The organism is Acidovorax sp. Root217 (assembly GCF_001428645.1).
GTDB lineage: Bacteria > Pseudomonadota > Gammaproteobacteria > Burkholderiales > Burkholderiaceae_C > Acidovorax.
The window spans coordinates 434,641-459,462 of record NZ_LMIH01000005.1 but is presented as its reverse complement, the minus strand read 5'-3'; the positions used below and the strand labels follow the sequence as shown (position 1 = coordinate 459,462).

The window sequence follows — 24,822 nt, the reverse complement described above, 5'->3', positions numbered from 1 at the left end:
GCGCTCCCCCGCCAGACGGGCGGCTGGATTACAGCTTCTGGCCGAAGCGCTCGAAGCGCGGCATGAAATACCGGTCGGTATCGGCCGACACCAGCACGCCCAGGGCCCGGCCGATCAGCAGATGGCGCGGCACCAGGCCGATGTAGCGTGAATCGGCGCTGTTGTCGCGGTTGTCGCCCAGCACCAGGTACTCACCCTCGGGCACGGTCACGGGGTCAAAGCTGCTGCGCGCCGTCACGCCATGCAGCCATTGCACGCGGCGCTCGTGGCCCTGCACCTGCTCCGTCAGGCGCGTGGCGTCGACCGTGCGGCCCAGGCCCATGGCTTCCTGCAGCGCCTGCGGTGCCTCGTAGCGGGCGGCTTCGCCATTGATGATGAGCACTTCGTCGCGCATCTCCACCGTATCGCCCGGCACTGCCACCAGGCGCTTGATGAGGCGCGTGCCGTCCAGCGGCGAAGAGAAGGTCACCACGTCACCGCGCCGCGGCTCGCCCATCGGGGCCAGCACCACGTCGGTCAGCGGAATCTTCACGTTGTAGGCCAGGCGGTTGACGAACACCACATCGCCCTCGACCAGGTTGGGCCGCATTGAGCCCGAGGGAATGGGGTTCCAGTCCGCCACGGCCGTGCGGAACAGGCCGAAGCACATCAGCAGCACCAGAAATCCCTTGTTGGCCTTGATCCAGCGTCCCATCGATTCTTCTCCTCGGGTTGTCCCTTGAACGGCTTATCGTGTGGCCCTGCGCTGCACGGCCACAGCGCTCGGAGCCCGCCACCGCGCCAAAGGTTCCCGGCCACCATGCGCATGCAGCCCGAACGCCGTGCGGTCGGCGCAACGGACCGCGCGCCCCCTGGGTTGACCCCTGGGCAGGCACACAGCCGAGGGTGCACAATGGTTGCAAAGTGTGTTTTGCCGAAACCTGTGTGATGACGCAGCCGCCCGAGCGCAGAGGCCGGAGGCTGCCCCAACGGACCCGCCTGCATGGCAGAACCCCGCCTTTTGACACTCCTGCCCGCGCGCGTGCAGCAATGGCTAGCCCCCTACGAGGCAGACGAACCGCTGGCCGCGAGCTTTCGCGCCCAGCAGTTGCAGGCCATGCTGCGCCTGACCCCGCTGGCCATGGCGGTCAATGTCTTCAACGGGTGTTTCATCGCCTGGCGGCTGGCCACGGTGCCGCCCTGGCTCTGGGCCTGGATGCTGGCGCTGCTGTTTGTGGCGGCACAGGGACTGCGTGCCTGGCAGCGCGCACGCAACCACCCTCCTCGACTGCTGGCGTCGAAGAAGGCCATCCGGCGCGCCGCCCGCCACGCCGGCGCGCTGGGCCTGCTGTGGGGCGCCATACCGGCTGCGCTCTTCGCCTCGGCCACGGCGCCGGACCAGATGATGATCCTGGCGATCAGCTGCGGAATGATCTGCGCGGGGGGCTTTGCGCTGGTGACGGTGCCCGAGGCGGCCCTGAGCTACGTGCTGCTGCTCGCGGGAGGCTCGGCCGTGGGGCTGGCGCGGGCTTCAGACCAGCCGGGCACGGTGACACTGCTGGTGCTGCTGATGACCTATGGGCTGGTGGTGATCGCCTCGGTGCGCGTGATGGCCCGCTCCTACGGATCGCGCCTGGCGGCCGAGGCCGATGCCGCCCACCAGCAGCAGATCGTGGGCCTGCTGCTGCGCGATTTCGAGGAGAACACCAGCGACTTCCTATGGGAGGTTTCCAGCGAAGGCACGCTGCGCCACTCCTCCAACCGCCTGGACCAGGCCCTGCGCTACAGCCGCCAGGACGACCCCGACCTGGGCCTTGTGGAACTGATCGCCCGCACCCACCAGGGCGCCACCCATGGTGTGGACCCGGCCGGCCACCTGCAGGCACTGCAGGCCGCGCTCAGGGGCCCGCAGCCGTTTCGCGACCTGCCCGTACCCATCGTGATCGAGGGCCAGTTGCGCTGGTGGGCGCTTACCGCCAAACCCATCTGGCGGCTGGACCAGAGCCTGCAGGACTGGCGCGGCGTGGGGGTGGACATCACCCACAAGAAACACGCAGAGGACGAGATGCACCGCCTGGCGCACTTCGACTCGCTGACCGGTCTTGCCAACCGGCGCCACTTCCAGCATCGGCTGCAGCAGCAGTGTGCGCTGGACAGTGCCGGCACCAGCGCTGCAGCCCTGCTGTGCCTGGACATGGACAATTTCAAGCGCATCAACGACGCCTATGGCCACGGCAACGGAGACCTGCTGCTCAGGACCGTGGCGCAGCGCATGGACCAGGAGATCCGCAGCCGCGACCTGGTGGCCCGACTGGGTGGGGACGAGTTCGCCATCCTGCTCGACGGTGCCAGCACACGGGCCGAGGTGCAGGTGTTCTGCGACCGGCTGATGCGCGCCGTAGAGCAGCCCTGCGACCTCTCGGGCCTGGCCACCACCCCGCACCTGAGCATCGGCGTGGCCTTCCTGCCGCGCGATGGCACCCACGTGGACGCCCTGCTGCACCATGCCGACCTGGCCCTGTACGAAGCCAAACAGCGCGGCCGCAGGCAGGTGCAGTTCTTTTCCATCGAGATGGACCAGCGCGCCCACCGGCGCATTGCGCTCGAGGACGGCCTGCGCACCGCCCTGGCGCAGGGCGAACTGCACCTGGCCTTCCAGCCCCAATGGCACCTGGCCTCGGGCCGCATCGCGGGGCTGGAGGCCCTGCTGCGCTGGAACAGCACCCGCTTTGGCAGCGTGTCGCCCGTGGAATTCATCCCCGTGGCCGAAGAGGCAGGCCTGATCCGCGACATCGGGCTGTGGGTGCTGGAACACGCCTGCCTGGCGGCGCTCCAGTTGCCGGGCGAGCTGGTGATGTCGGTCAACCTCTCGGTGTGCCAGTTCGACGATGCCCTGCTGGCCGACAAGATCCTGGCGGTGGTGGAGCGCTGCGGCCTGCCGCCCGAGCGGCTGGAGCTGGAGATCACCGAATCCGTCTTCCTGCAGGACACGGACGATGTGATGGCCACGCTGCACCGGCTGCGCCATGCCGGGGTGCGCATTGCGCTGGACGACTTCGGCACGGGCTACTCCTCGCTGGCCTATCTGCGCAGCTTTCCGTTCGACCGGCTCAAGATCGACCGCTCCTTCATCGCGCCCATAGAGGGCAGCTCTGAGTCGAAGGCCATCGTGCACTCCGTGATCGAACTGGCGCAGGCGCTGCACATGGAGACCACGGCCGAGGGCATCGAGACCGCTGAACAGGCCCATCTGCTGCAGGGCCTGGGCTGCGTGACCGGCCAGGGCTTCTACTTTGCGCGGCCGCTGGACCTGGCGGCGGTCACCGCCTTCATCGCTGCGCAGCCGGCCATCGCCGCCTGACGACCCCCGGACCGATTTATTCAGCGCCTGGCTTGCGCCTGGCCCTCGGGTGCGCCGCGTCGTACACCTTGGCCAAATGCTGGAAATCCAGGCGCGTGTAGACCTGAGTGGTAGTGATGTTGGCGTGGCCGAGCAACTCCTGCACCGCTCGCAGGTCACCGCTGGACTGCAGCAGGTGGCTGGCGAACGAATGACGCAGCATGTGCGGGTGCACAGGGGTGGTCAGCCCGGCCTGCTGGCTGCGCTGGCGCAGCCGCAGCCAGATGGACTGTGCCGTGAGCCGCGCGCCGCGCTGGCCCAGGAACAACGCGGCATCCAGGCGCGCCGATCCGTCGCCGCCGAACGGCCCGGCGCGCAGCGCCAGCCAGGCCTGCAGAGCCTCCAGGGCCGAGCGGCCCACCGGCACGCTGCGCCGCTTGCTGCCCTTGCCGAACACATGCGCCTCGCCCGCCTGCAGGTCGATCCAGCCGCGGCCCTGGCGCTGGGTTTCGGCACTGGGCACGGCATCAAGCCCCGCGAGCTCGCCCACGCGCAGGCCGCAACCGTACAGCAGCTCCACCATGGCGGCGTCGCGCGTTTCCAACCAGGGGTCGGCGCCGGTGTTGTCGAACTCGGCCAGGCGCACGGCGTCGTCCACCCCCAGGGCCTTGGGCAGGGGTTTGGGCGCCTTGGGGGCGCGCACGTCCTGCACCGGGTTGTGCGGCACCAGGCCCTGGCGCCCGGCCCAGATGAAAAAGCCGCGCCAGCCCGAAAGGATGAGCGCAATGCCACGCCCGCTGCGCCCGCCGCTGTGCATCTGCGCGACGAAGCGGCGGATGTGCGCCGTCTGCAGCTGCAGCAGGGGCAGGCCCACGCCGGCTGCGAACTGCGCGAGCTTCTCGAGGTCCAGCGTGTAGAGCGTGAGCGTGCGCGCCGCCAGGCGCTTTTCCACGCGCACATGCTCCAGGTAGCGCAGCACCAGCGGATCTGGCGCCAAGGTGCCGGGCTCAGGGGCGACGGGTGCGGTGGTGGTCACGTGCAGCCGTCCGCCAGCAGGTCAGCGCAGGCGCACCAGCGCCGAGCTGGCCAGCTCGGCAATGCGCGAAAGGAATTCGGTGCCCATGGTGGCATCGAAGCGCTGGGGATCGTGCGAGCCCAGCACCAGCAGCCCGAAGGCCGGAGTGGCGCTGTCGATGGCGCCCTGGCGCAGCGGCAGCAGGGCCAGCGACTGGGCCTGCACGCCATCGATTGCGCTGAGCCAGCCGGCGGGCTCGAAACCCAGGTTGGGGCCGCAAAAGGGCATGGTCAGCGACGAAGCGAACGCCCGCGCGTCTTCACTGGCGCCCTGGGCGAAGTCGGCATCCACGTAGGGGCCGGCCACTTCCCACACACGCACGGTGGCCTGGGGCACGTCGAACAGGGAGCGGATGCCCTCCACCACTGCTTCGGGCAGGTCGAACGGGTCCTTGACCTGCAGCAGTGCGCTGGTCCACTGGTGCACCTTGGCCGCAATGGCGGTGTTCTCGCCGCTGTTGCGCACCATGTCCATCACGCGGTGCTCCAGCCCCTTGATCTTCTCGCGCAGCATCTCGGCCTGGCGCTCCTGCAGGCTCACGGCGCGCGCGCCGTGGGGGCTGGTGATCTGCACGCTGGCCAGGACCTCGGCGTGGCGCTCGAAAAAGCCGGGGGTGTTCTCCAGGAACTGGGCGATGTCGTCTTCGGTGATGGGCGGGATATGGGTGCTGGGATTGGTCATGCTGCGTCCGGAATGTCGATCTGGCCTTCGAATACGGTGGTGGCCGGGCCGGTCATGAAAAGGGAATCGGTATCCTGCCCGCTCCAGGCGATGGTCAAGCGCCCGCCATGCATGTCCACATGCACCTCGCTGTCGAGCAGCCCAAGGCGAATTCCGGCGGCCACGGCCGCACAGGCGCCCGAGCCGCAGGCCAGGGTCTCGCCCGTACCGCGCTCGAACACCCGCAGGCGCACATGGCCGCGGTCCACGATCTGCATGAAGCCCGCGTTCACGCGCTCAGGAAAGCGCGAGTGGCTCTCGATCAGCGGGCCCCACAGGCCCACAGGGGCCGTGTCCACGCTGTCCACCAGTTGCACGGCATGCGGGTTGCCCATGGAGACCACGGCCACCGGCACGGTGACGGAGATGCCCTGCACGTCGAACGCCAGGGGCCAGGTGCGGCCGTTGCCCTGCACCGTAGGGGCCAGGGCCGCGGTATCGAAAGGCACGCGGGGCTCGTCGAGCACGGGCACGCCCATGTCCACCGTGACCCGGCCATCGGCATTGAGCTTTGGCGAGAGCACGCCGCTCAGGGTCTGCACGCGGATGGTGTCCTTGTCCGTCAGGCCTTTGTCGCGCACGTAGCGTGCAAAGCAGCGCGAGCCATTGCCGCACTGGCCCACCTCGCCGCCGTCGGCGTTGTGGATCACGTATTCGAAGTCGATGCCCTGGGCGGGCGAGGGCCGCACGGTGAGGATCTGGTCGGCGCCCACGCCGAAATGGCGGTCCGCCAGGTAGCGGTACTGGCCGGCCGTGAGATTCAGCCGCGCGCGGGTCTCGTCGAGCACGACGAAGTCGTTGCCCGCGCCCTGCATTTTGGTGAAGTGGATCTTCATGCCCGGATTATCGTCGGTGCAGGGCCGGCCTTGTCAGACACCGTGGCAATGGCAATACCCCCATCCGGCACAGGGCGGCCAAGCGGTTTAGGCTAACGCGTCTTTGAAAACAACGAACGAGGAGCCCATGGCAGACATTTCCGCTTTCCCCATCACCCGCAAGTGGCCCGCCCAGCACCCCGACCGCATCCAGCTGTACTCGCTGCCCACGCCCAATGGCGTGAAGGCCTCGATCGCGCTCGAAGAACTGGGCCTGCCCTACGAGCCGCACCTGGTGAGTTTCGAGACCAACGACCAGACCTCGCCCGAGTTCCTGTCGCTCAATCCCAACAACAAGATCCCCGCCATCCTCGACCCCGACGGCCCCGGCGGCAAGCCACTGGCGCTGTTCGAGTCCGGTGCCATCCTCATCTACCTGGCTGACAAGACCGGCAAGCTGGTGCCCCAGGACGCGGCCGCCCGCTATGAAACCCTGCAGTGGGTGATGTGGCAGATGGGCGGCGTGGGCCCGATGTTCGGCCAGCTCGGCTTCTTCCACAAGTTTGCCGGCAAGGACTATGAAGACAAGCGCCCGCGCGACCGCTATGTGGCCGAGTCCAAGCGCCTGCTGGGCGTGCTGGACCAGCGCCTGGCCGGACGCCAGTGGGTGATGGGCGACACCTACACCATTGCGGACATCGCCATCCTGCCCTGGGTGCGCAACCTGGTGGGCTTCTATGGCGCGGGCGAGCTGGTGGAGTTCGACCAGTTCAAGGAAATCAAACGCGTGCTGGACGCCTTCGTGGCACGCCCGGCCGTGGCCAAGGGGTTGAACATTCCCGCGCGCGGCTGAGCGATCGAGCTCAGCCCATTCTCTCCTGGAGAAAGTCCAGGAAGCACGCAATGCGCGCGGCCAGCTGCGTGTTGCGGTAGTACACCGCATTGATGGGCTGGCGCACGTCCACCGTGTCGCGCGCCAGCACCTGCACCAGGCGGCCGGCCTCGCGGTCGCCTGCGGTCATGAAATCCGACAGGCAAACCAGCCCCACATGTTCCAGCGCCAGCTGGCGCAATGTTTCGCCGCTCGACGCGGTGAGGCTGGGCACGATCCGCCATTCGTCTCCGTGCGTGCCGCGCAGCGGCCAGCGGTTGAGCGACTCTGGCTCGTTGAAGCCCAGCAGCGTGTGCCCGGAGAGTTCGGCCACGCCCTTGGGCTTGCCGGCGCGCGCCAGGTACTCCGGGCTGGCCAGCACGCGCAGGCGGCTGGTGCACAGGGGGCGCGCGTGCAGGGTCGAGTCCTGCAGCCGGCCTATGCGGATGGCCACGTCCGTGCGCTGCTCCAGCAGGTCGATGTACATCTCGTCCGTATTGAGCTCCAGCGTGATCTGCGGATAGGCGGCTCGGAACGCCGGCACCAGCGGCACCACGGCGTGCAGCATGAAAGGCGTGGCCGCATTCACGCGCAGCCGGCCGGCGGGCTGCTGGCGGCGTGCCGCCATGCTTTCCTCGGCATCGTCGATGGAGGCCAGGATGGCGCGCGTGCGCAGCAGGAAGGCCTGGCCCTCCTCGGTCAGCTCGGTGCGGCGCGTGGTGCGGCGCAGCAGCGTGGTCTCCAGCTTCTTTTCCAGGCGCCCAAGGGCCCGGCTGATGCCCGAAACCGTCTGCCCCAACTGGTCCGCCGCCGCCGTGATGGAGCCGCCGTCGACCACGGCCACGAAGGCCTGCAACTCTTCCAGGGTGGATTTCATGGGCGCAATGCTCGCCGATTGTTGATTCCAAATCAACTATCTATGGCGTAGAACCCTCTTTTTCTGCAAGGCTGCAAACCCGACACTTCCCTGCATCTACACAGGAGTGTTTCCATGCCCATTGCCTTGCTCGCGCTGACGCTCAGCGCATTCGCCATCGGCACGACGGAGTTCGTGATCGTTGGCCTGCTGCCCACCGTGGCGGCCGATCTGTCCATCAGCATCCCTTCGGCGGGCCTGCTGGTGAGCCTGTATGCCCTGGGTGTCGCCGTCGGCGCCCCGGTGCTCACCGCGCTGACCGGCAAGCTGCCGCGCAAGGCGCTGCTGCTGTCGCTGATGGCGCTGTTCACCGCCGGCAACCTGCTGGCCTGGCAGGCACCGAGCTATGAATCGCTGGTGGCCGCGCGCATCCTCACCGGCCTGGCGCACGGGGTGTTCTTCTCCATCGGCTCAACCATCGCCACCGGTTTGGTGCCGCGCGAGAAGGCGGCCAGCGCCATTGCCATCATGTTCACCGGGCTCACCGTGGCGCTGGTCACCGGCGTGCCGCTGGGCACCTTCATCGGCCAGCACTTCGGCTGGCGCGAGACCTTTTTGGCCGTCTCGGCCCTGGGCGTGGTCGCCTTCATCGGCAGCGCACTCTTCGTGCCGCGCAATATCGCCCATACCCCACCCGCCTCGCTGCTGCAGCAGGCCAAGGTGCTGGCCGAGCCACGCCTGCTGCTGGTCTATGCCAAGACGGCCATCGGCTACGGTGGCACCTTCATTCCCTTCACCTTTCTTGCACCCATCCTGACCGACATCTCGGGGTTCAGCGCCGGTGCGGTGGGCTGGGTGATGCTGGTCTACGGCGTGTCGGTGGCCGTGGGCAACATCTGGGGTGGCCGGCTGGCCGACCGGCTGGGCCCCATCCCGGCGCTGCGCATCGTGTTCGCCCTGCTGGCCGCCGTGCTTTTGCTGCTGCAGTTCACCGCGCCGCACCCCTGGCTGGCGCTGGTGACCGTGCTGCTCTGGGGCGCCGTGGCCTTCGGCAATGTGCCGGGGCTGCAGGTCTACGTGGTCAAGCAGGCCGAGCGCTTCACGCCGCAGGCGGTGGACGTGGCCTCGGGCCTGAACATCGCCGCCTTCAACCTGGGCATTGCCGGTGCCGCCTGGGCCGGTGGCCTGATCGTGACGCACCTGGGCCTGATGCACACGCCCTGGATCGGTGCCGTGGTGGTGCTGGGCTCCCTGGCCCTGACGCACTACAGCGGCGTGCTGGACCGCCGAGCCGGCATCCCCGTGCGCTCCAGTGGCCCGGTCCCCGTCGGCCACTGATCACCCTTTTTTCCTGCACATCCACACGGAGTCTTTCTTCATGCATTCTTCTACCATCCCCGCCTTCGGCCTCGGTACCTTTCGCCTCAAGGACCAAGTCGTCATCGACTCGGTGCGCAACGCGCTCGACCTGGGTTACCGCGCCATCGACACCGCGCAGATCTACGGCAACGAGGCCGAGGTCGGCCAGGCCATCGCAGAAAGCGGTGTGCCACGCAGCGCGCTGTTCCTCACCACCAAGGTCTGGACGGAGAACCTGGCGGCGGACAAGCTCATCCCCAGCCTGAAGGACAGCCTCGCCAAGCTGCGCAGCGAGCAGGTGGACCTGGCGTTGATCCACTGGCCTTCGCCCAGCGGTGCCGTGCCCGTGGCCGAGTTCATGGGTGCACTGGCCGAAGCCAGGGCCCAGGGCCTGGCGCGGCAGATCGGTGTCTCCAACTTCACCGTGGCGCTGATGCAGGAGGCCATTGCCGCCGTGGGCGCGGGCGCCATCGCCACCAACCAGGTTGAGCTGCACCCCTACCTGCAGAACCGCAGCGTGGCCGACTTCGCGAGAAGCCAGGGCATCCCCATCACCTCGTACATGACGCTGGCCTACGGCAAGGTGCTGAACGACCCGGTGATCGAAGCCATTGCCCGCGCGCATGGGGGCACCACGGCCCAGGTGGCATTGGCCTGGGCGCTACAGCTCGGCTACGCGGTGATCCCCTCGTCCACCCGGCGCGAGAACCTGGCCAGCAACCTCAAGGCGCAGCAGCTGCGCCTTACCGATGCCGATATGGCGCAGATCGCCAGCCTGGACCGTGGCGGCCGCCTGGTCGACCCCGACGGCCTTGCCCCTGCCTGGGATTGACCGATCCTCTCAGCCGGTCACCACGCGCACGAAGGCCGGCACCACCCCCAAGGCATCGTCGCGCCGCTGCAGCGCATGCACGTCGGCACGCGGTGCCCTGGCCCCCAGGGTCTTGAGCACCACGCGGGCGCCGAACAGGCTGCCGAGCGACGACGGCACCAGCGCCACGCCCAGCCCTGCGGCCACCAGGCTCAGCAAGGCCGCCAGCTCCACCGTGGTCTGCGCAACCCGGGGCGCAAAGCCGGCCTGCACGCAGCACTGCACCATGTGCTCGGCGTGGGCCGATGAATCGCGGCGCAGCATCACGAAGGCCTCGCTGCGCAGGTCCTTCAGGGCCAGCGCCTTGCGCGCCGCCAGCGGGTGGCCGGGCGGCAGGGCCGCCACCACGGGGTCGGGCCACAGCAGGGTGCTCGCGAGCTGGTCGTCGTTGACCGCCGTGCGCGAAATGCCCACGTCGATGCGCTTGTCGCGCAGGGCCGCCTGCTGCAGCGAGGGCTGCATCTCGTGCAGCACCACGTCCACGCCCGGGTGGCTGTGCCGGTAGCGCGCCAGCGCTGCCGGAAACGGCCCGAGGAAATGCGAGCCCGACAGCCCCACCTCGATGCGCCCCGCCTGCCCCTGGCCGATGGCCGCCACGCGCTGGCGCGCCGTGTCCAGCCGCTCCAGCACCGCACGCGCATCCACCAGGTAGGCCTGGCCTGCCAGCGTCAGTTCCACACGCCGGCTGGTGCGCACGAACAGCTGGGCGCCCAGCTCCGCCTCGAGTTGCGCGATCTGCAGGCTCAGCGGCGGCTGCGACACATGCAGGCGCTGCGCGGCGCGCGTGAAGCTCAGCTCTTCGGCCAGGGCGATGAAGTAACGCAGGTGCCGCAGTTCCATTGATACTTTTCAAGTCTTGATCAAGACCAACAATATATTGGACTGTTGGTTCGCTTGTTTCCACAATACCCTGACTACAACATCCAGGCGGAGACAAACATGACGATCAAGCACAGCCTGCTGGCTGCCACGCTGGCCCTTTCGGGCCTGGCCACTGCGCAGGACAACTTCCCCAGCAAGGCCATCACGCTCACGGTGCCCAACCCGCCCGGCGGTGTGGTGGACACCTCGGCCCGGTTGCTCAACGAACCCCTGGCGCGCGTGCTCGGCCAGCCGGTGGTGATCGACAACAAGGCCGGCGGCAGCGGCAACGTGGCCTACGGTGCGGTGGCCCGCAGCAAGGCCGACGGCTACAACCTGCTGATCTCGTATTCGGCCTACCATGTGGGCAACCCGGCGCTCTCGCCCAGCCTGCCCTGGGAGGCCAAGGATTTCGCGCCCGTGGCCCTGCTCACCGTGGCCACCAACGTGATTGCGGCCCACCCTTCGGTACCGGGCAACAACCTCAAGGAGTTCATCGCCTACCTCAAGGCGAACCCCGGCAAGGTCAACTACGCATCGCAAGGCAATGGCTCGCTCTCGCACATCGGCACCGAGATCTTCAAGCAGCAGAGCGGCACCTTCATGACCCACATCCCCTACCGCGGCTCGGGCCCGGCCGTGGCCGACGTGCTGGCCGGCCAGGTGCAGGTGTTCATCACCACGCCGCCGTCGGTCATGCAGCATGTGGTCAGCGGCAAGCTCAAGGCCTTTGCCGTGACCGGCACCAAGCGCCACCCCGGCCTGCCCAACGTGCCCACCGTGGCCGAGGCCGGGATGCCCGACTTCAAACTCGAAGCCTGGGTGGGCCTGTTCGCCCCGGCGGCCACGCCACCGGCGGTGATCAGCAAGCTCACGGCCGACGTGAAGAAGGCGCTGGAGATGCCGGAGACGCGCCAGCGCGCCGACGCCGCCGGCATCGAGCTGCGTTACCTGCCGCCCGATGCGCTCGGCGACCTCGTGAAGACCGAGACCGCCTACTGGGCCAAGACCATCAAGGGCGCCGGCATCAAGGCCGACTGACCCGACAGCCCCCTCCCCTGCGTGATCCCATTCCCGGCGCCCCGTGCGCCGGGCAGGGCAGCGCTTTGCCCATTTTTTCCCGAAAGACCGCCATGCAACGCACCTACCGCATTGGGCAGATCGTGCCCAGCTCCAACACCACCATGGAGACCGAGATCCCCGCCATGCTGCGCGCCCGCGAGCAGATCCTGCCCGAGCGCTTCAGCTTCCATGCCAGCCGCATGCGCATGCAGAAGGTCACCCAGGAAGAGCTGGCCGCCATGGACCGCGACTCCGACCGCTGCGCACTGGAACTTTCGGATGGAAAGATGGACGTGATGGGCTATGCCTGCCTGGTGGCCATCATGAGCATGGGCCTGGGCTACCACCGCACGTCCGAAAAGCGGCTGCACGAGGTCACGGTCGCCAACGGCAAGCCAGCGCCCGTGGTATCGAGTGCCGGCGCGCTGGTCGAAGGCCTGAAGGCCATGGGCGCGAAGAAGGTCTCTGTGCTCACCCCTTACATGAAGCCGCTCACCCAACTGGTGGTGGATTACATCGAACACGAAGGCATCGCCGTGCACGACAGCCTGTCGCTGGAGATCGCCGACAACCTGGAGGTGGGCGCACAGGACCCTGCGGCACCGGCGCAGATCGTGCAGCGCCTGGACACGCGCGGCGTGGACGTGGTGGTGATCTCGGCATGCGTGCAGATGCCCTCGCTGGCGTCGGTGCAGGTGGCGCAGGACCGGCTGGGCATCCCCGTCGTGTCGGCTGCGGCTTGCACCACCTGGGCCATGCTCAGGCGCCTGGGGCTGGAGACCCGGGTGCCCCATGCCGGCGCCCTGCTCTCGGGCAAGTACTGATCCGCGGGAAAGCCCCGCGCTTTCCCGCATGACGCGCCCGGCAGGCTGCGGTCAAAGCCGGATAATGGGCCCATGCCCCGCATCAGCCAGCAACTCCATCCCCACCGCGAACCCGTTCCCACCCGCCTGGCCGCCACCGTGCTGCTGCTGCGCGACGCCGAAGGCGACGGGGCGCTGGAGGTGCTGATGACGCGGCGCTCGCCCAACGCGAGCTTTGCCCCAGGGGCCTACGTCTTTCCGGGCGGCGGCATCGATGCGCTCGATGCCCAGTCGCACCAGGTGGCGGACCGCCGCCCGGCCCAGAGCGACCTGCACCTGACCCAGGCGATCGCCGCCATCCGCGAGAGCTTCGAGGAACTGGGCGTGCTGCTGGCGCGCCACGCCGACGGCCGCATGGCCGATGCCGCCGACATTGCCGCGCTGGACCGCAGCGCGCCGTTTGCCACGCAATGCGAAGCCCGGGGCCTGCGCCTGGCGGCCGACAGCGTGTACCTGCTGGCCTACTGGACAGCCGACCGCGACCTGCCGCGCCGTTTCGAGGTGCCCTTCCTGGCCGCACGCATGCCCGAAGGCCAGACCCCGGTGGCCGACGAGGCCGAGCAGTTCGAGCCCGTGTGGGTGCGCCCTGCCGATGCGCTGGCGCGGCACGAGGCAGGCCAGTTCTTCATGATCTTCCCGACCATCCGAACGCTGCAGCGGCTGGCGAAATTCAAGAACTCCGACGCCGTGCTCGGCGCCCTGGCCAATGAACAGCCCCTGTGGGTGAGCTGCCCGCGCGCCGGCCTGCTGGGTGGCAAGGAAGCGCGCTACATGGAAGACGAGATGCCCTTCGGCGAGCTGGCGCTGGTCTGCCCCGACGGGCAGATCGTGCACCCGCTCGACTGGCAGACCGACCACCCCGTGCCCCTGCTCAAGAACGTGCAGCGCCTCACGGCCCCCAATTCGGGCGTGATGACCGGCCCGGGCACCAACAGCTACCTGGTGGGCGACCCGGCCACGGGCTATATCGCCATCGATCCCGGCCCGGCCGACCCCGAGCACCTGGAGAAGCTCTGGCGCGCCGCCGGTGGCGACATCCGCTCCATCGTCTGCACGCACTCGCACCCCGACCACTCTCCCGGCGCGGCACCGCTGCAGGCACTGTGCGTGCAGGCCGGGCAGCCGGCGCCCCCCATCCTGGGCCTGCGCTCGGCCCCCACAGCCCGCGTGGCCAGCGCCTTCACGCCCGAGCGCGAGCTGGCCCATGGCGAGCGCCTGGTGCTGTCCGCCCAGGTGGCCGATGCCGCCACCAGCCACACCCTGCAGGTGGTCCACACCCCCGGCCATGCGGCCAACCACCTGTGCCTGCTGCTGGAGGAGGATGGCCTGCTGTTCAGCGGCGACCACATCCTCAACGGCAGCACCACGGTGGTCGACCCGCCGGACGGCAACATGGCCGACTACCTCGATTCGCTGGACGCGCTGGACGCGGCCTGCGAGAAGCAGGGCGTGAACTTCATCCTGCCCGCGCACGGCTACGTATTGGGCGAGGCGCGCAGCGCCATTGCCCGCCTGAAGGCCCACCGCCTGGCGCGCGAGGCCAAGGTACTGGCCGCCATGCAGGCACTGCCCCAGGGCAGCATGGACGACTGGGTGCGCCACGCCTACGACGACGTGCCCCCGCGCATGTGGCCCGTCGCCCAGCGTTCGCTGCTTGCACATGTAGAGCGCATCCGCGCTATGGAACCCGGTAATGACTGAAAAAAACCCTGAAGCCGGCCATGTCCGGCTGGCCAAGCGCGTGGCCGAGCAACTCAACTGCTCGCGCAGCACGGCCGAACAATTCATCGAGGGCGGCTTCGTGAGCGTGGAGGGCGCCGTGGTCGAGGTGCCTGGTGCACGCGTGGCACCGCACCAGAGCGTGGCGGTGGACCCCGATGCGAGCCTGCTGGAGCTGACCCCCGTCACCCTGCTGCTGCACAAGCCCGCCGGTTTCGAGGCCGGCCTGGGTGCGCCGGGGCAGGCTGGCGCCGCCCATGCGAGCCGTAGCCAGGGTGCAACGCCCGCCGTCACGCTGCTGGCCCTCGCCTCGCACCTGCCCGAGGATGCCTCGGGCATCCGCGTGCTGCAACGCCATTTCCGCCAGCTCGAATGCTTCACCCCCCTGCCCACAGAGGCCAGCGGCCTGGTGGTCTATACGCAGGACAAGCGAATTGCACGCAAGCTGGCCGAGGACATCGAATCGCTGGAGCAGGAATGCATCGTGGAGGTGGCCGGCGAAATCGCACCCAACGGCCTGCAGCGCCTGTGCCACGGCCTGTCATTCAATGGCCGCGCGCTGCCCCCCATCAAGGTGAGCTGGCAGAACGAGACGCGGCTGCGCTTTGCGCTCAAAGGCATTCGTCCGGGGCAGATTCCGGCCATGTGCGAGGCCGTGGGCCTGCGCGTGGTGGCCATCAAGCGCATCCGCATCGGCCGCGTGCCACTGTCCAAGGTGCCCGAGGGACAGTGGCGCTACCTGCAGCCCTGGGAGCGATTCTGAACGGCACTCGCTAGCTATCAAAAGGTGAGCAATAGGCGTTTTGAGGGAAGGCGATCCGCCACAGGCCGCTGATACACTGCCCTCCATAACAGGAGGGAGTCCATGGACCATCAGCAATCAGGGGCAGGAGCGGCGCCCGCATCGAACTTCGCGCAGGAGATCGATGCGCATCCGCTTGAATTCACCGGCAGCGGCGGCGAGTACTTCCGGGTATGGATCGTCAACGTGCTGCTGACCATCCTCACCCTGGGCTTCTACACCCCCTGGGCACGGCGGCGCACCGCCCAGTATTTCTATGGCCACACCCTGGTGGCCGGCAGCCCGCTCGAATTCACGGCGCAGCAGCGTCGGATGGTGATGGGCTTCGTCATGCTGGTGATGATCACCATCGCCTACAACATTGCCGTCAACACCGGGCAGGACACGGCGGTGTCCCTCTTCCTGCTTGCCGGCGCCCTGCTGGCCCCGTTCATCTGGGGCAGTGCCATGCGTTTTCGCCTGGGCTCCACGCGCTGGCGCGGCCTGCGCCTGCAGTTCACGGCCTCCTGGCGCGAGGTGTACGTGGCCAGCTGGCCCGTGTTCGCCATCGCCCTCGTGTGGATCGGCGTGTTCTTCGGCATCCAGTACCTCGCGCCCGAATCGGCCGGGGCGCTGCAGGAGCTGGCTGCCGACGAAAGCGGCGAGGCCGACCTGCCGACCATGACCGCCGCCATCTGGGGCCTGGTGGTGCTGGGCCTGCTGCTGTCGGTGCTGTGCTTCATCCGCCTCGAATACAACTACAAGAGCCTGCTGGTGCTGCGCGCCCAGGTGGGGGCCGAATCCGGTCGCTGGAAACCCGTGTACATGGATTTCATCAAGGTCTGGGCGGCCACGGTGGCCGTTTTCCTGCTGTTCGTGGTGGGCATCTCGGCAGGGCTGGCGGTACTGGCAGGGGGCTCGTTCGCGCTCATCGCCGGCTTGAAGGACAAATGGGGCGCCCTGATTTTCGTGGTCTTCGCGGTGGCGTTCATCGCAGGCATCTTCCTGATGTTCCTGGCCTCGGCACCGGCGCGCGCCTACCGCGAGGCCCGCATGTTCCAGCTCATGTGGGACAACATCGGCCTGAGCCAGGTGGCGCGCTTCAAGTGCCAGCTGCGCACGGGCCGCTACGTGCTGCTGCGTATCAAGAACCTGTTTCTGACCCTGCTCACGCTGGGCCTGTACCGCCCGTTCGCACGGGTCAGCGAGTACCGCATGAAGGTCGAATCCGTGACGCTGCACGTCAAGGGTGGCGTGGACCAGGTGGCCGGTGCCATGGTGCGCCAGCAGCAGCAAGGCGGCATTGGCGATGCACTGGCCGACGCGGCCGGGCTGGACCTGATCGGCTGATGAACGCACCCCCCTCCTCTGCTGCTGCGCCCCCCGGCACCCTGGTGCCAGGGCGCTGGTTCGATGGGCTGAGCAGCCAGGCCAGGCAGGTGCTCGTGGGCCTGCAGCGCACGCCCAAGGGCCCGTCGCTGGCGCTGCACCCGCTGTCCCAGCCTGGTGCGGCCCCCACCGTATTCCCCTGGGGCGAGGTGGGCTGGCCCGAGGCCTGGAGCGAGCGCCGCCCGCAGCAGCGGGTGGTGGTGGACCTGCGCGACCAGGGCAGCCTGGAGATCGACGCCGTGGCCCAATGGCATGCTGCGCTGGCCGAAGCGGGTGCCCGCCCCAGCCTGGCCGAGCGCATGCAGACGCGCTGGCCCGTGCTACTCGGCGTCACAGCGGTCGCCGTCATCGGACTGACCCTGTTCTACCGCTACGGCACGCCCTGGGCGGCCACGGAACTCACGCGCTTCGTCCCCCTGTCCTGGGAAACCAGCGTGGCCAGCAATGTGCTCACGCAGATGGACAAGGGCACGCTCAAGCCGAGCAAGCTGCCCCAGGAGCGCCAGGCCGCACTGAAGGCACGCTTCGACACGCTGGTGCAAGCGTTGCCCACCCAGTTGCAGCGCTACCCTGGCTACGCCCCCACCTACACGCTGTCGTTCCGCTCCGGCATGGGGGCGAATGCCTTCGCCCTGCCTGGCGGCACGGTGGTGATGACCGATGGCCTGGCCAAGGCGGCAGAGAAGAAGGGACTCAGCGACGACGCCCTCATCGGCGTGCTGGCCCACGAGATCGGCCACGTGGCCAACCGCCACACCACGCGCATGGTGGTGCAGCAGGGCGTGCTGCAGATGGGCATGGGGCTGGCGCTGGGCGACGTGTCGGGCATCGTCTCCACCGGCGCATCGGTGCTCACCGGCCTGGCCTACAGCCGCAACCACGAGCGCGAGGCCGACTGCTTTGCCATCGCCGTCATGTCCCATGCGAAGCTGCCCACGGCGCCCATGGGCAAGCTGCTGCTGGCCATTGCGCAGGACGAGGACGATGAGGAAAAGGCGGCCAGGAAGAAGGCCGCCACCGCAGCCAAGGAAGGCGCCAGCGCACCGACCGAAGGCTCTGCATCCACCACCGCAGAACCCAAGGCGCCGGAGGCACTGGGCCCCGTGTGGTCCTTGCTCAGCAGCCACCCCGATACCGTGGAGCGCGCCACCGAACTGGAACAAGGGCATGCCTTGCACTGCCCCAAGCGGGGTTGATCAGCGTGTCGCCCGCACAGGGCAGGCCTGTGCAGCATTGACAACCACCGTCGCCGCGGATTTGAATTCAATCGGATGGCTAGGCGGGGAGCCGCAGACAGTGCTGTAGCACGGCAAGGCTCCCCAACGACGCTAGCCGGTTGAAGGCAAATCCGCATGAAAAGTGTGAAGCGCGCCGATAAGCCGGATTCTGTGCACCGCAGTTGCCCGCGGCGTGACCGCCATTACTCTGGGCCGGGTGTCGCCACCACGGCTCGATGCTACCTACCCGCCAACTCTGCGGAACCACATCAACGTTGGCCTACTTGGTATTGCTGCGCGTAGAGATTGCCCGTTTCACCCCAAACAGGCTGCGGGCATGCCCGCTGCCTGTTTGGGGTGGCTGTTCGGACCTGGCTTTCGCCAGGTTCGGACAGCTCTCGCTGTCCTCTCGCCAGCTTGCGCTGGCGCCTCACAGAACACCTCGTACAGGCACCTGTCTAGACTCGTCTCTGTTGCTCTGATCCTCACCTCGCGGTGGGCAGCCGTTAGCTGCTACGCTGTCCTGTGCAGTCCGGACGTTCCTCCAGTGCCTGGTTTCCCAGATTGCACCAGCGGCGGTCTGGCGCGCTTCACGGGGTGGATTATCGTTCAGCGCGGATAGCCGAGCCCCAATCCAGGCCAAAACGGCCCAGGTATTTGCGCAATCGGTCCGCATCGTTGACCACCGTGCGCTGCGCGCGCGAGGCCTGGAACAGCTGGCGCCCCGCATCGGACAGGGTGCGCGCCTGGCGGCACACGCGCAGCACGGCGGCCAGTTGAAGCTGGTCGAACAGGTCCATGGCATCCAGGGCTTCATCGCCCAACAGGGCACGCAGATCGGTCGCATCGGCAGCCCGCGCGCCTGAGAGCCCATCGCGTGCATCCTTGGCCGGCTGCCACAGCCACTGCAGGCGCGCGATCTCGGCCTCCACCAGAGGCAGGCCGATGCGGCCGCTGTCGGCGAGCGTGGCCAGGCGCGTAGCGCTGGCCGACAGGTCGCGGAAGTTGCCGCTCCACAGCGCGTCGGGCGACTGGGCGTAGCGCAGGTAGGCGGTGCGCGCCTCGGCCGAGAGGCGCACCGTGCGGCCCAGCTCCGAGCCGGTGCGCGCGAGCAGGTGATCGAGGTTGGGCTCGATGTCCTCGGGGCGCTGGGCCAGGCCCGGCAGCTGGTAGCTCCAGAGGTTGATGCGCGCGTACAGGTCTTCGCGAAAGCGCCCGGCCGCCACCTCGGTGCGCAGGTCGCGGTTGGTGCCGGCGATCAGCTCGAAATCACTGGCCACCTCGCGGTCGCTGCCCATGGGGTAAAAGCGCTTTTCCTCCACGGCCTTGAGCAGCATGGCCTGCTCGTCCAGGCCCAGCTCGCCGATCTCGTCAAGGAACAGCACGCCCTTGTGCGCCGTGCGCAGCAGGCCCGCGCGGTCGGCCGCAGCGCCCGTGAAAGCGCCCTTCTTGTGCCCGAACAGCGTGGATGCGGCCCCATCGCCATGCAGGGTGGCGCAGTTCACTTCGACGAATTCGCCCTCGACCTGGTGGCGCGCCTTCTTGAGCTCGTACATGCGCCGCGCCAGATGCGATTTGCCCGCTCCGGTGGGCCCAGTGAACAAAATGGGCGCGCGCGAGCGCACCGCCACGCGCTCCACCTCGTCGATCAGCGCATTGAAGCGCGCATTGCGCGTGGCAATGCCGCTCTTGAGGAAGTCCACCGCATCGCGCTGCTCGGCGCCGAAGCGCTGGGCAATCACGTCGTAGCGCGACAGGTCCAGGTCGATCAACGCATAGCTGCCCGCATCGCCCATCTGCTGGCGCCTGGGCGGCGAGGTCTGCGCCAGCACGCCCGGGATGCGCCGCGACTCCACCAGCAGAAACAGGCAGATCTGCGCCACGTGCGTGCCGGTGGTGATGTGGGTCCAGTACTCCTCGCGCTCGGTGTCGAAGCGGTAGGCCTGCGTCCAGTCGAACAACTTGGCGTAGACCTCGCCGAAGTCCCAGGGGTCGGCGATCTCCATGGGCACCAGGCGCACCGTGGTTTCGGGCGAGGCGATGGCGATGTCGTTGCGCACCTGGTGCGCCAGCTCCTGGTGGGCCGGCGTGTACAGCAGCTCCATGCGGTGCACCACCATGTCCTCGTGCTGCACCAGCGACACGGTGGGTCGCCACTTCTCCCAGCGCCCCGCGCCCTTGCCCGAGTCGAGCTGGGTACCGATAAAACCAATCACTACCCTGTTCTTGCGCATCGCCAATGATCTATAAAACTAGCCTACATTCTATTTAGTACAGAATCCATCATGTTGCGGAATTTTCTTCATTTGCATTAATTCCTTTCGAATCAATGGGTTGGGATATTTCAACCGCCAAATCGCACGGCTGGCACGCAATTCGCAAATACCAAGGCACTCGGCGCAGACAGCGAACGCTCACAGGCCAGGGTTGGGGCCAACGCCCGCCCTGCCGGTGCCGGGGATCCAGGGCCTTGGGGTCCGTCGGATTCCCTGCATGCCGCACGCTGCGAGCGCCGGGTGACTGCAGGGCTGTGGAAGCCAGCTCCGAAAGGGGTTGCCGGGTTCGACTCCCGGCCTGCACCACTGGTAGCTCAGTCTGGTAGAGCACCCCTGAAAAGGGACTGTCGCAGGTTCGACTCCTGCCCATTCTTCCGGCCTTCGGGCCGGCTATCGAAGACGGTCGAAAGACCACCCGCCGGACGCGGGGTGAAGGACCAAAGGTTGCGCCGCAGCCTGCAAGCCATTGCCCCGTCAGCGGTGGCGGTTTGTGCCAGTACCCGGCACCGCCCGCGCCCGCAGCCAGCCCAAGCGAAAGCCCCTCGGGGCAACCGCCACGGCGCACTGCAGGGCCCGAGCCGCGCCCCCTGGAACCACTGCCCCGCTGTAACGGCCCCTCTGCAAGAAGTTTGATGCGGCGACCAACGACATTGAAAAAAGAAAGAACGAGGGTAGACACATGCTGAAGATCCAACGCACCACCGTCAAGAAGAACGAACGCGCACTGTTGCTGCGCAATGGCGATTTCGACCGCATGCTGCACAGCGGGACGCACTGGCTGTTCGCCGGCCTGGACCAATTGCGCGTGGAAACTTTCGCGCTGGAGCAAGCCGCCTTCACCCACGGCCTGGCCGACTACCTGATGGCCCGTGAGCCCGAGGTGGTGGCCACCGAGTTCGTGCGTGTGGAGCTGGCCGAGAACGAGGTCGGCCTGCGCAGCGAGAACGGCGTGCTGGTCGAGATCCTGCCCCCTGGCACGCGCCGCCTGTACTGGAAGGGCCTGGTGGACGTGTCCGTGCAGGTGGTCGACCTGAACGCGGGTGCCGAACTGCCTGCTGCACTGGTGGCGCGCCTGACGCAGCCCCAGCTGCGCCATCGCACGGTGACCGGCCTGGCCGGCTTGCTGCAGGTGCAGGTGCCCGAGTCGTCCTGCGGCCTGCTGACGGTGGACGGCAAGGTGGAGCGGCTGCTGGCCGCAGGCTCGTACGCCTTCTGGAAGTACGGCCGCACGGTGGCGGTGGAGCAGGTGGACCTGCGCCTGCAATCGGTGGAAGTCTCGGGCCAGGACATCATGACCCGCGACAAGGTGGGTCTGCGCATCAACCTGAGCGCCACCTTCCGCTACACCGATGTGCTGCGCGCCTGGAGCCAGCTGCAAAAGCCCGCGGAGCACCTGTACCGCGAGCTGCAGTTCGCACTGCGCGCCGCCGTGGGCACCCGCACGCTCGATGAGCTGCTGGAGAACAAGACAGTGATCGACGACGTGGTGGGCGCCCACATGGCCGCCAAGCTCGCACCCTACGGCATTGCGCTGGAGAGCGCCGGCGTGAAGGACATCGTGCTGCCCGGCGACATGAAGGCCATCCTGACCCAGGTGGTGCAGGCGGAAAAGCAGGCCCAGGCCAATGTGATCCGCCGCCGCGAAGAGACGGCCGCGACGCGCTCGCTGCTCAACACCGCCAAGGTGATGGAGGACAACCCCGTCGCACTGCGCATGAAGGAGCTGGAAACGCTGGAACGCGTGGCCGAGCGCATCGACAAGATCTCGGTGTTCGGTGGCCTGGACCAGGTGCTCAACGGCCTGGTGAAGATGCGCTGAGCAAGGGAAAGAACGAAGAACACCATGAAGCAGACCGCACGTGAGAAACGCCTGGCCACGCAGACGCCGTTGCCGCTGACACCCGAGTCCCTGGGACTCGATGCCACGCTGTATGCCGACGCCGTTCGCTACCTCTTCGACCGGCCTGTGCCGGGCAAGAAGGAGCAGGAGTGGTACTGGGACAACGACGAGCCGGATTTCACCGCCACGCCTTTGCAATGGACGCACATCCAGACCGTGCTGTTCGCCAACGCGGGCACCGACCTGGCGCCCTACAGCGATGAGCAGGTGGGCATGGGCCTCACGCATGTGATGAGCAACAACGCCGGCGACATACCGTCCATGGCGCTCGACCCCTCGGTCCCGCTGGCCGATGCGATGCGCATGATGCAGGCCTTCCCGCGCCTGTGGAGCGACTGCTTCGCACCGCGCATGGCCCACGTGCACGAGACCATCGGCAGCGGCAGCGACCGGCTGCACTTTGCCTGCTACATGTGGTTCGACGTGTGGCCCACGTTCTGGAATGTCAAAGATATTCCTGAATGGCGCGATGCGATGTGGGCGGTGTTCTGCCACATGCTGGAGGTGCCCTGTCGCGAGGTGCAGGTCTCTGCCCTGCATGGCATCGGTCACGAGGGCCGCCACCTGCAGCGCCCGAGGGAATTGCAGGAACGGGTGGAGCTATTCATCCGCAGCGTGCCGGCGCACGACGAGGAACTGAAGAACTATGCACGCGCTGCCGCCCAGGGAATGGTGCAGTAGATGCGATGGATGACAGAACGGCGCACAAGACGCCACGGAGAGTACGACGATGAAAGCCCATCAAACCGCTGAAGAGGAAGCCACCGCCCTGCCACCCGCGCTGCGTGCGGCGGTGGATGCTGCGTACGCCGCCTTCCAGCACCGCAGCGCCCCCACGCAGACGCTGGACGTTTGCATGCCTTGCTGCGTGGACGAAGCCACGGAGCGCGAACTGCGCCGCCTGCCGCTGCGCCAGCTCACGGCACGCCACCTCTACGAGTACAACGGTTCGGCCAAGGGCAGCGAGCAGCCTGCGGATGAACTGCTGTACTTCCTGCCCCGCATGCTGGAGCTGCTGGCCCAGGGCAAGGAGTTGCACCACTCGACCGAGCTGTACCTGGACCGGTTGGGAAAATGCCCGGCTGGCGACCTGTCGGCCGGGGAGAGAGCTGCTTTGGACGCCTTCGCACTGGCCTTCTTCCGCGAGGGCCTGGGCTCTGCCGGGCGCGAGGCCAGCCCGTTCGATGGCGCGAACGCGTTCGATATCCTGCTGATGTTCCACAAGGGCGGCGTGCCCATCACCCCGTTGCTGGCCCATTGGCTGGAGGACGAGCGGGATAGCGCCGTGCTGCACTATGCGAATGCCAGCTACTGGGATTTCTGGTCCAGCCGCGAGATCGAGAATGCCTTCGCAGAGGACCACCCGGAGTTCCGGGAGGCGATGAAAGCCTGGCTGCTTGACCCCGCCAACCGCGCGCGTTTCGTGCAAGGGATCCTGGCCGTGGACACCAGCGCCATGGGCCCGCCCGCGCACTGCACCTGTGGCGGCTGCATGGGCGACAGGCAAATCCTCGAAGCGGTGTTCGACCTGGCCAGCGAATAGAAGAACCACTGAAACAGAACCAAGAACAAGGAAAGAAAAATGAGCTACCTGCAACGCAACGTGGAAAACGGCGTCCCCATCAAGATGTGGACCCAGGGCGTCCCTGTGGAAGAAGAGGCCCAGAAGCAGCTGGAAAACGCGGCGCGCCTGCCCATCGTGTTCAAGCATGTGGCGGCCATGCCCGACGTGCACTACGGCATCGGCGCCACGGTGGGCTCGGTGATCCCCACCTTCAAGGCCATCATCCCGGCCGCAGTGGGCGTGGACATCGGCTGCGGCATGATGGCCTGCAAGACCTCGCTGCATGCCAACGACCTGCCCGACAACCTGGCGCCCCTGCGCTCGGCGATCGAGAAGGCCGTGCCGCACGGCAGCAACCCGCGCCGCATGGGCCGCGACAAGGGCGCGTGGGAAACGCCGCCCGACGAGACCGATGTGGCCTGGGCCGCGCTCAAGGGCGAGTTCGACGCGATCTGCGAGGACTACCCGCGCTTTCGCAACACCAACAACCACAAGCACCTGGGTACGCTCGGTACCGGCAACCACTTCATCGAGGTGTGCCTGGACGAGAACGGCAGCGTGTGGTTCATGCTGCACTCGGGCTCGCGCGGAGTGGGCAATGCCATCGGCACCCACTTCATCGAGCTGGCCAAGAAGGACGCCGAGCTGCACCAGCGCAACCTGCCCGACCAGGACCTGGCCTACTTCGAAGAGGGGGCCAAGTATTTTGGCGACTACGTGCGCGCCGTGGGCTGGGCCCAGAAGTTCGCGCGCGCCAACCGCGAGGTGATGATGCAGCGCGTGATCGCGGCCGCCCGCAAGGTGATCACCAAGCCGTTCGAGGCGCATGTGGAGGCGGTGAACTGCCACCACAACTACGTGAGCCGCGAGACGCACTTCGGCGAGGACGTGCTCATCACCCGCAAGGGTGCCGTGAGCGCCAAGGCCGGCGAACTGGGCATCATCCCGGGCAGCATGGGCGCCAAGAGCTTCATCGTGCGCGGCAAGGGCAACCCCGAGAGCTTCATGAGCTGCAGCCATGGCGCGGGCCGCAAGATGAGCCGCACCAAGGCCAAGAAGATGTACACCATCGCCGACCAGATCGCCGCCACCGAGGGCGTGGAATGCCGCAAGGACGCCGACGTGATCGACGAGATCCCGATGGCCTACAAGGACATCGACGCCGTGATGGCCGCGCAGCAGGACCTGGTGGAGGTGGTCTACACCTTGAAGCAGGTGGTGTGCGTGAAGGGATAGGCCCCTTTGCACCTCCACGGCAACCATTGAACGGAACCGGCGCTGGCCAGACCAGCGCCCGCATCAGC

21 protein-coding genes and 1 other RNA gene are annotated in these 24,822 nt (G+C 67.6%); 14 read left to right on the top strand and 8 right to left on the bottom strand.

Going from position 1 to position 24,822, the window contains the following annotated elements; all coding sequences use genetic code 11:
• Positions 1–28: 28 nt before the first annotated feature.
• The gene (gene lepB, locus ASE31_RS03630; protein ID WP_057200146.1) at positions 29–694 is read right to left on the bottom strand and encodes a signal peptidase I; all 666 of its coding nucleotides are present in this window, start codon (positions 692–694) and stop codon (positions 29–31) included.
• A gap of 288 nt (positions 695–982) precedes the next feature.
• On the opposite strand from lepB, the gene ASE31_RS03625 reads away from it, so the two are divergent.
• Entirely contained in the window at positions 983–3,340 is a 2,358-nt protein-coding gene (locus ASE31_RS03625; protein WP_082604009.1) for a bifunctional diguanylate cyclase/phosphodiesterase, read from the top strand.
• Between the two features lie 16 nt (positions 3,341–3,356).
• Here the strand turns inward: ASE31_RS03625 and ASE31_RS03620 are convergent, their stop codons facing one another.
• Genes ASE31_RS03620 through dapF form a run of 3 tightly spaced genes read right to left on the bottom strand, consistent with a single transcriptional unit; the run spans position 3,357 to position 5,950 of the window.
• The gene (locus ASE31_RS03620; protein WP_057200145.1) at positions 3,357–4,355 is read right to left on the bottom strand and encodes a tyrosine recombinase XerC; all 999 of its coding nucleotides are present in this window, start codon (positions 4,353–4,355) and stop codon (positions 3,357–3,359) included.
• Positions 4,356–4,376: 21 nt separating this feature from the next.
• Positions 4,377–5,075: a DUF484 family protein gene (locus tag ASE31_RS03615; RefSeq protein WP_057200144.1), complete on the bottom strand. Its 699-nt coding sequence runs from the start codon at positions 5,073–5,075 to the stop codon at positions 4,377–4,379.
• Complete coding sequence (gene dapF / locus ASE31_RS03610; RefSeq protein ID WP_057200143.1) at positions 5,072–5,950, bottom strand: diaminopimelate epimerase; 879 nt, start codon at positions 5,948–5,950, stop codon at positions 5,072–5,074. The genes ASE31_RS03615 and dapF overlap by 4 nt, the downstream gene beginning before the upstream one ends.
• Positions 5,951–6,077: 127 nt before the next feature.
• On the opposite strand from dapF, the gene ASE31_RS03605 reads away from it, so the two are divergent.
• Positions 6,078–6,782 (top strand): glutathione S-transferase N-terminal domain-containing protein, encoded by a 705-nt coding sequence (locus ASE31_RS03605; RefSeq protein ID WP_057200142.1) that lies wholly within the window; start codon positions 6,078–6,080, stop codon positions 6,780–6,782.
• 10 nt (positions 6,783–6,792) lie between these two features.
• Here ASE31_RS03605 and ASE31_RS03600 read toward each other — a convergent pair whose 3' ends face one another.
• On the bottom strand, positions 6,793–7,677 hold the full coding sequence (locus ASE31_RS03600; RefSeq protein WP_057200141.1) for a LysR family transcriptional regulator: 885 nt from the start codon (positions 7,675–7,677) through the stop codon (positions 6,793–6,795).
• A gap of 114 nt (positions 7,678–7,791) precedes the next feature.
• Here ASE31_RS03600 and ASE31_RS03595 point away from each other — a divergent pair, with 114 nt between their 5' ends.
• Both ASE31_RS03595 and dkgB read left to right on the top strand, forming a co-directional pair.
• A complete protein-coding gene (locus tag ASE31_RS03595) occupies positions 7,792–8,994 on the top strand; it encodes an MFS transporter (protein ID WP_057200140.1) in 1,203 nt (400 codons plus the stop codon).
• 40 nt (positions 8,995–9,034) lie between these two features.
• On the top strand, positions 9,035–9,847 hold the full coding sequence (dkgB, locus tag ASE31_RS03590) for a 2,5-didehydrogluconate reductase DkgB (RefSeq protein ID WP_057200251.1): 813 nt from the start codon (positions 9,035–9,037) through the stop codon (positions 9,845–9,847).
• Between the two features lie 9 nt (positions 9,848–9,856).
• Here the strand turns inward: dkgB and ASE31_RS03585 are convergent, their stop codons facing one another.
• Positions 9,857–10,726 (bottom strand): LysR substrate-binding domain-containing protein, encoded by an 870-nt coding sequence (locus ASE31_RS03585; RefSeq protein WP_057200139.1) that lies wholly within the window; start codon positions 10,724–10,726, stop codon positions 9,857–9,859.
• A 99-nt stretch (positions 10,727–10,825) separates the two neighbouring features.
• Here ASE31_RS03585 and ASE31_RS03580 point away from each other — a divergent pair, with 99 nt between their 5' ends.
• The 6 genes from ASE31_RS03580 to ASE31_RS03555 all read left to right on the top strand — a co-directional run bounded on the left by ASE31_RS03580 (position 10,826) and on the right by ASE31_RS03555 (position 17,757).
• Positions 10,826–11,788: a tripartite tricarboxylate transporter substrate binding protein gene (locus ASE31_RS03580; protein ID WP_057200138.1), complete on the top strand. Its 963-nt coding sequence runs from the start codon at positions 10,826–10,828 to the stop codon at positions 11,786–11,788.
• Between the two features lie 92 nt (positions 11,789–11,880).
• Positions 11,881–12,633: an Asp/Glu racemase gene (locus tag ASE31_RS03575; RefSeq protein ID WP_057200137.1), complete on the top strand. Its 753-nt coding sequence runs from the start codon at positions 11,881–11,883 to the stop codon at positions 12,631–12,633.
• 72 nt (positions 12,634–12,705) lie between these two features.
• Positions 12,706–14,373, top strand: coding sequence for an MBL fold metallo-hydrolase (locus ASE31_RS03570; protein ID WP_057200136.1), 1,668 nt, complete (start codon positions 12,706–12,708; stop codon positions 14,371–14,373).
• Positions 14,366–15,154, top strand: coding sequence for an rRNA pseudouridine synthase (locus tag ASE31_RS03565; protein WP_057200135.1), 789 nt, complete (start codon positions 14,366–14,368; stop codon positions 15,152–15,154). Before ASE31_RS03570 ends, ASE31_RS03565 begins: the two co-directional genes overlap by 8 nt.
• 102 nt (positions 15,155–15,256) lie before the next feature.
• Positions 15,257–16,522, top strand: coding sequence for a YjgN family protein (locus ASE31_RS03560; RefSeq protein ID WP_057200134.1), 1,266 nt, complete (start codon positions 15,257–15,259; stop codon positions 16,520–16,522).
• Positions 16,522–17,757 (top strand): M48 family metallopeptidase, encoded by a 1,236-nt coding sequence (locus ASE31_RS03555; protein ID WP_057200133.1) that lies wholly within the window; start codon positions 16,522–16,524, stop codon positions 17,755–17,757. The genes ASE31_RS03560 and ASE31_RS03555 overlap by 1 nt, the downstream gene beginning before the upstream one ends.
• A 163-nt stretch (positions 17,758–17,920) precedes the next feature.
• Here ASE31_RS03555 and rnpB read toward each other — a convergent pair.
• Both rnpB and rtcR read right to left on the bottom strand, forming a co-directional pair.
• An RNA gene (gene rnpB / locus ASE31_RS04045) (RNase P RNA component class A) lies at positions 17,921–18,370 on the bottom strand.
• A gap of 10 nt (positions 18,371–18,380) precedes the next feature.
• Complete coding sequence (gene rtcR / locus ASE31_RS03550; protein WP_057200132.1) at positions 18,381–20,012, bottom strand: RNA repair transcriptional activator RtcR; 1,632 nt, start codon at positions 20,010–20,012, stop codon at positions 18,381–18,383.
• A 721-nt stretch (positions 20,013–20,733) separates the two neighbouring features.
• Here rtcR and ASE31_RS03540 point away from each other — a divergent pair.
• Genes ASE31_RS03540 through ASE31_RS03525 form a run of 4 tightly spaced genes read left to right on the top strand, consistent with a single transcriptional unit; the run spans position 20,734 to position 24,754 of the window.
• Positions 20,734–21,873 carry a slipin family protein gene (locus ASE31_RS03540; RefSeq protein WP_057200131.1) on the top strand — a complete coding sequence of 380 codons (1,140 nt, stop codon included), beginning with the start codon at positions 20,734–20,736 and terminating at the stop codon, positions 21,871–21,873.
• A gap of 24 nt (positions 21,874–21,897) precedes the next feature.
• Entirely contained in the window at positions 21,898–22,635 is a 738-nt protein-coding gene (locus ASE31_RS03535; protein ID WP_057200130.1) for a hypothetical protein, read from the top strand.
• Positions 22,636–22,684: 49 nt separating this feature from the next.
• Entirely contained in the window at positions 22,685–23,497 is an 813-nt protein-coding gene (locus ASE31_RS03530) for a hypothetical protein (RefSeq protein WP_057200129.1), read from the top strand.
• 39 nt (positions 23,498–23,536) lie between these two features.
• Positions 23,537–24,754: an RtcB family protein gene (locus tag ASE31_RS03525; protein ID WP_057200128.1), complete on the top strand. Its 1,218-nt coding sequence runs from the start codon at positions 23,537–23,539 to the stop codon at positions 24,752–24,754.
• The last annotated feature ends 68 nt before the right edge of the window (positions 24,755–24,822 follow it).

Bases quoted from the DNA above. Each gene is read 5' to 3' on its own strand.
- ASE31_RS03615 (WP_057200144.1), bottom strand. From the start codon at position 5,075: ATGACCAATCCCAGCACCCATATCCCGCCCATCACCGAAGACGACATC.
- ASE31_RS03565 (WP_057200135.1), top strand. From the start codon at position 14,366: ATGACTGAAAAAAACCCTGAAGCCGGCCATGTCCGGCTGGCCAAGCGC.
- dapF (WP_057200143.1), bottom strand. From the start codon at position 5,950: ATGAAGATCCACTTCACCAAAATGCAGGGCGCGGGCAACGACTTCGTC.
- ASE31_RS03540 (WP_057200131.1), top strand. From the start codon at position 20,734: ATGCTGAAGATCCAACGCACCACCGTCAAGAAGAACGAACGCGCACTG.
- ASE31_RS03600 (WP_057200141.1), bottom strand. From the start codon at position 7,677: ATGAAATCCACCCTGGAAGAGTTGCAGGCCTTCGTGGCCGTGGTCGAC.
- ASE31_RS03585 (WP_057200139.1), bottom strand. From the start codon at position 10,726: ATGGAACTGCGGCACCTGCGTTACTTCATCGCCCTGGCCGAAGAGCTG.
- ASE31_RS03575 (WP_057200137.1), top strand. From the start codon at position 11,881: ATGCAACGCACCTACCGCATTGGGCAGATCGTGCCCAGCTCCAACACC.
- ASE31_RS03570 (WP_057200136.1), top strand. From the start codon at position 12,706: ATGCCCCGCATCAGCCAGCAACTCCATCCCCACCGCGAACCCGTTCCC.
- ASE31_RS03595 (WP_057200140.1), top strand. From the start codon at position 7,792: ATGCCCATTGCCTTGCTCGCGCTGACGCTCAGCGCATTCGCCATCGGC.
- lepB (WP_057200146.1), bottom strand. From the start codon at position 694: ATGGGACGCTGGATCAAGGCCAACAAGGGATTTCTGGTGCTGCTGATG.
- ASE31_RS03535 (WP_057200130.1), top strand. From the start codon at position 21,898: ATGAAGCAGACCGCACGTGAGAAACGCCTGGCCACGCAGACGCCGTTG.
- ASE31_RS03525 (WP_057200128.1), top strand. From the start codon at position 23,537: ATGAGCTACCTGCAACGCAACGTGGAAAACGGCGTCCCCATCAAGATG.
- ASE31_RS03580 (WP_057200138.1), top strand. From the start codon at position 10,826: ATGACGATCAAGCACAGCCTGCTGGCTGCCACGCTGGCCCTTTCGGGC.
- ASE31_RS03530 (WP_057200129.1), top strand. From the start codon at position 22,685: ATGAAAGCCCATCAAACCGCTGAAGAGGAAGCCACCGCCCTGCCACCC.
- ASE31_RS03625 (WP_082604009.1), top strand. From the start codon at position 983: ATGGCAGAACCCCGCCTTTTGACACTCCTGCCCGCGCGCGTGCAGCAA.
- dkgB (WP_057200251.1), top strand. From the start codon at position 9,035: ATGCATTCTTCTACCATCCCCGCCTTCGGCCTCGGTACCTTTCGCCTC.
- ASE31_RS03560 (WP_057200134.1), top strand. From the start codon at position 15,257: ATGGACCATCAGCAATCAGGGGCAGGAGCGGCGCCCGCATCGAACTTC.
- rtcR (WP_057200132.1), bottom strand. From the start codon at position 20,012: ATGCGCAAGAACAGGGTAGTGATTGGTTTTATCGGTACCCAGCTCGAC.
- ASE31_RS03555 (WP_057200133.1), top strand. From the start codon at position 16,522: ATGAACGCACCCCCCTCCTCTGCTGCTGCGCCCCCCGGCACCCTGGTG.
- ASE31_RS03605 (WP_057200142.1), top strand. From the start codon at position 6,078: ATGGCAGACATTTCCGCTTTCCCCATCACCCGCAAGTGGCCCGCCCAG.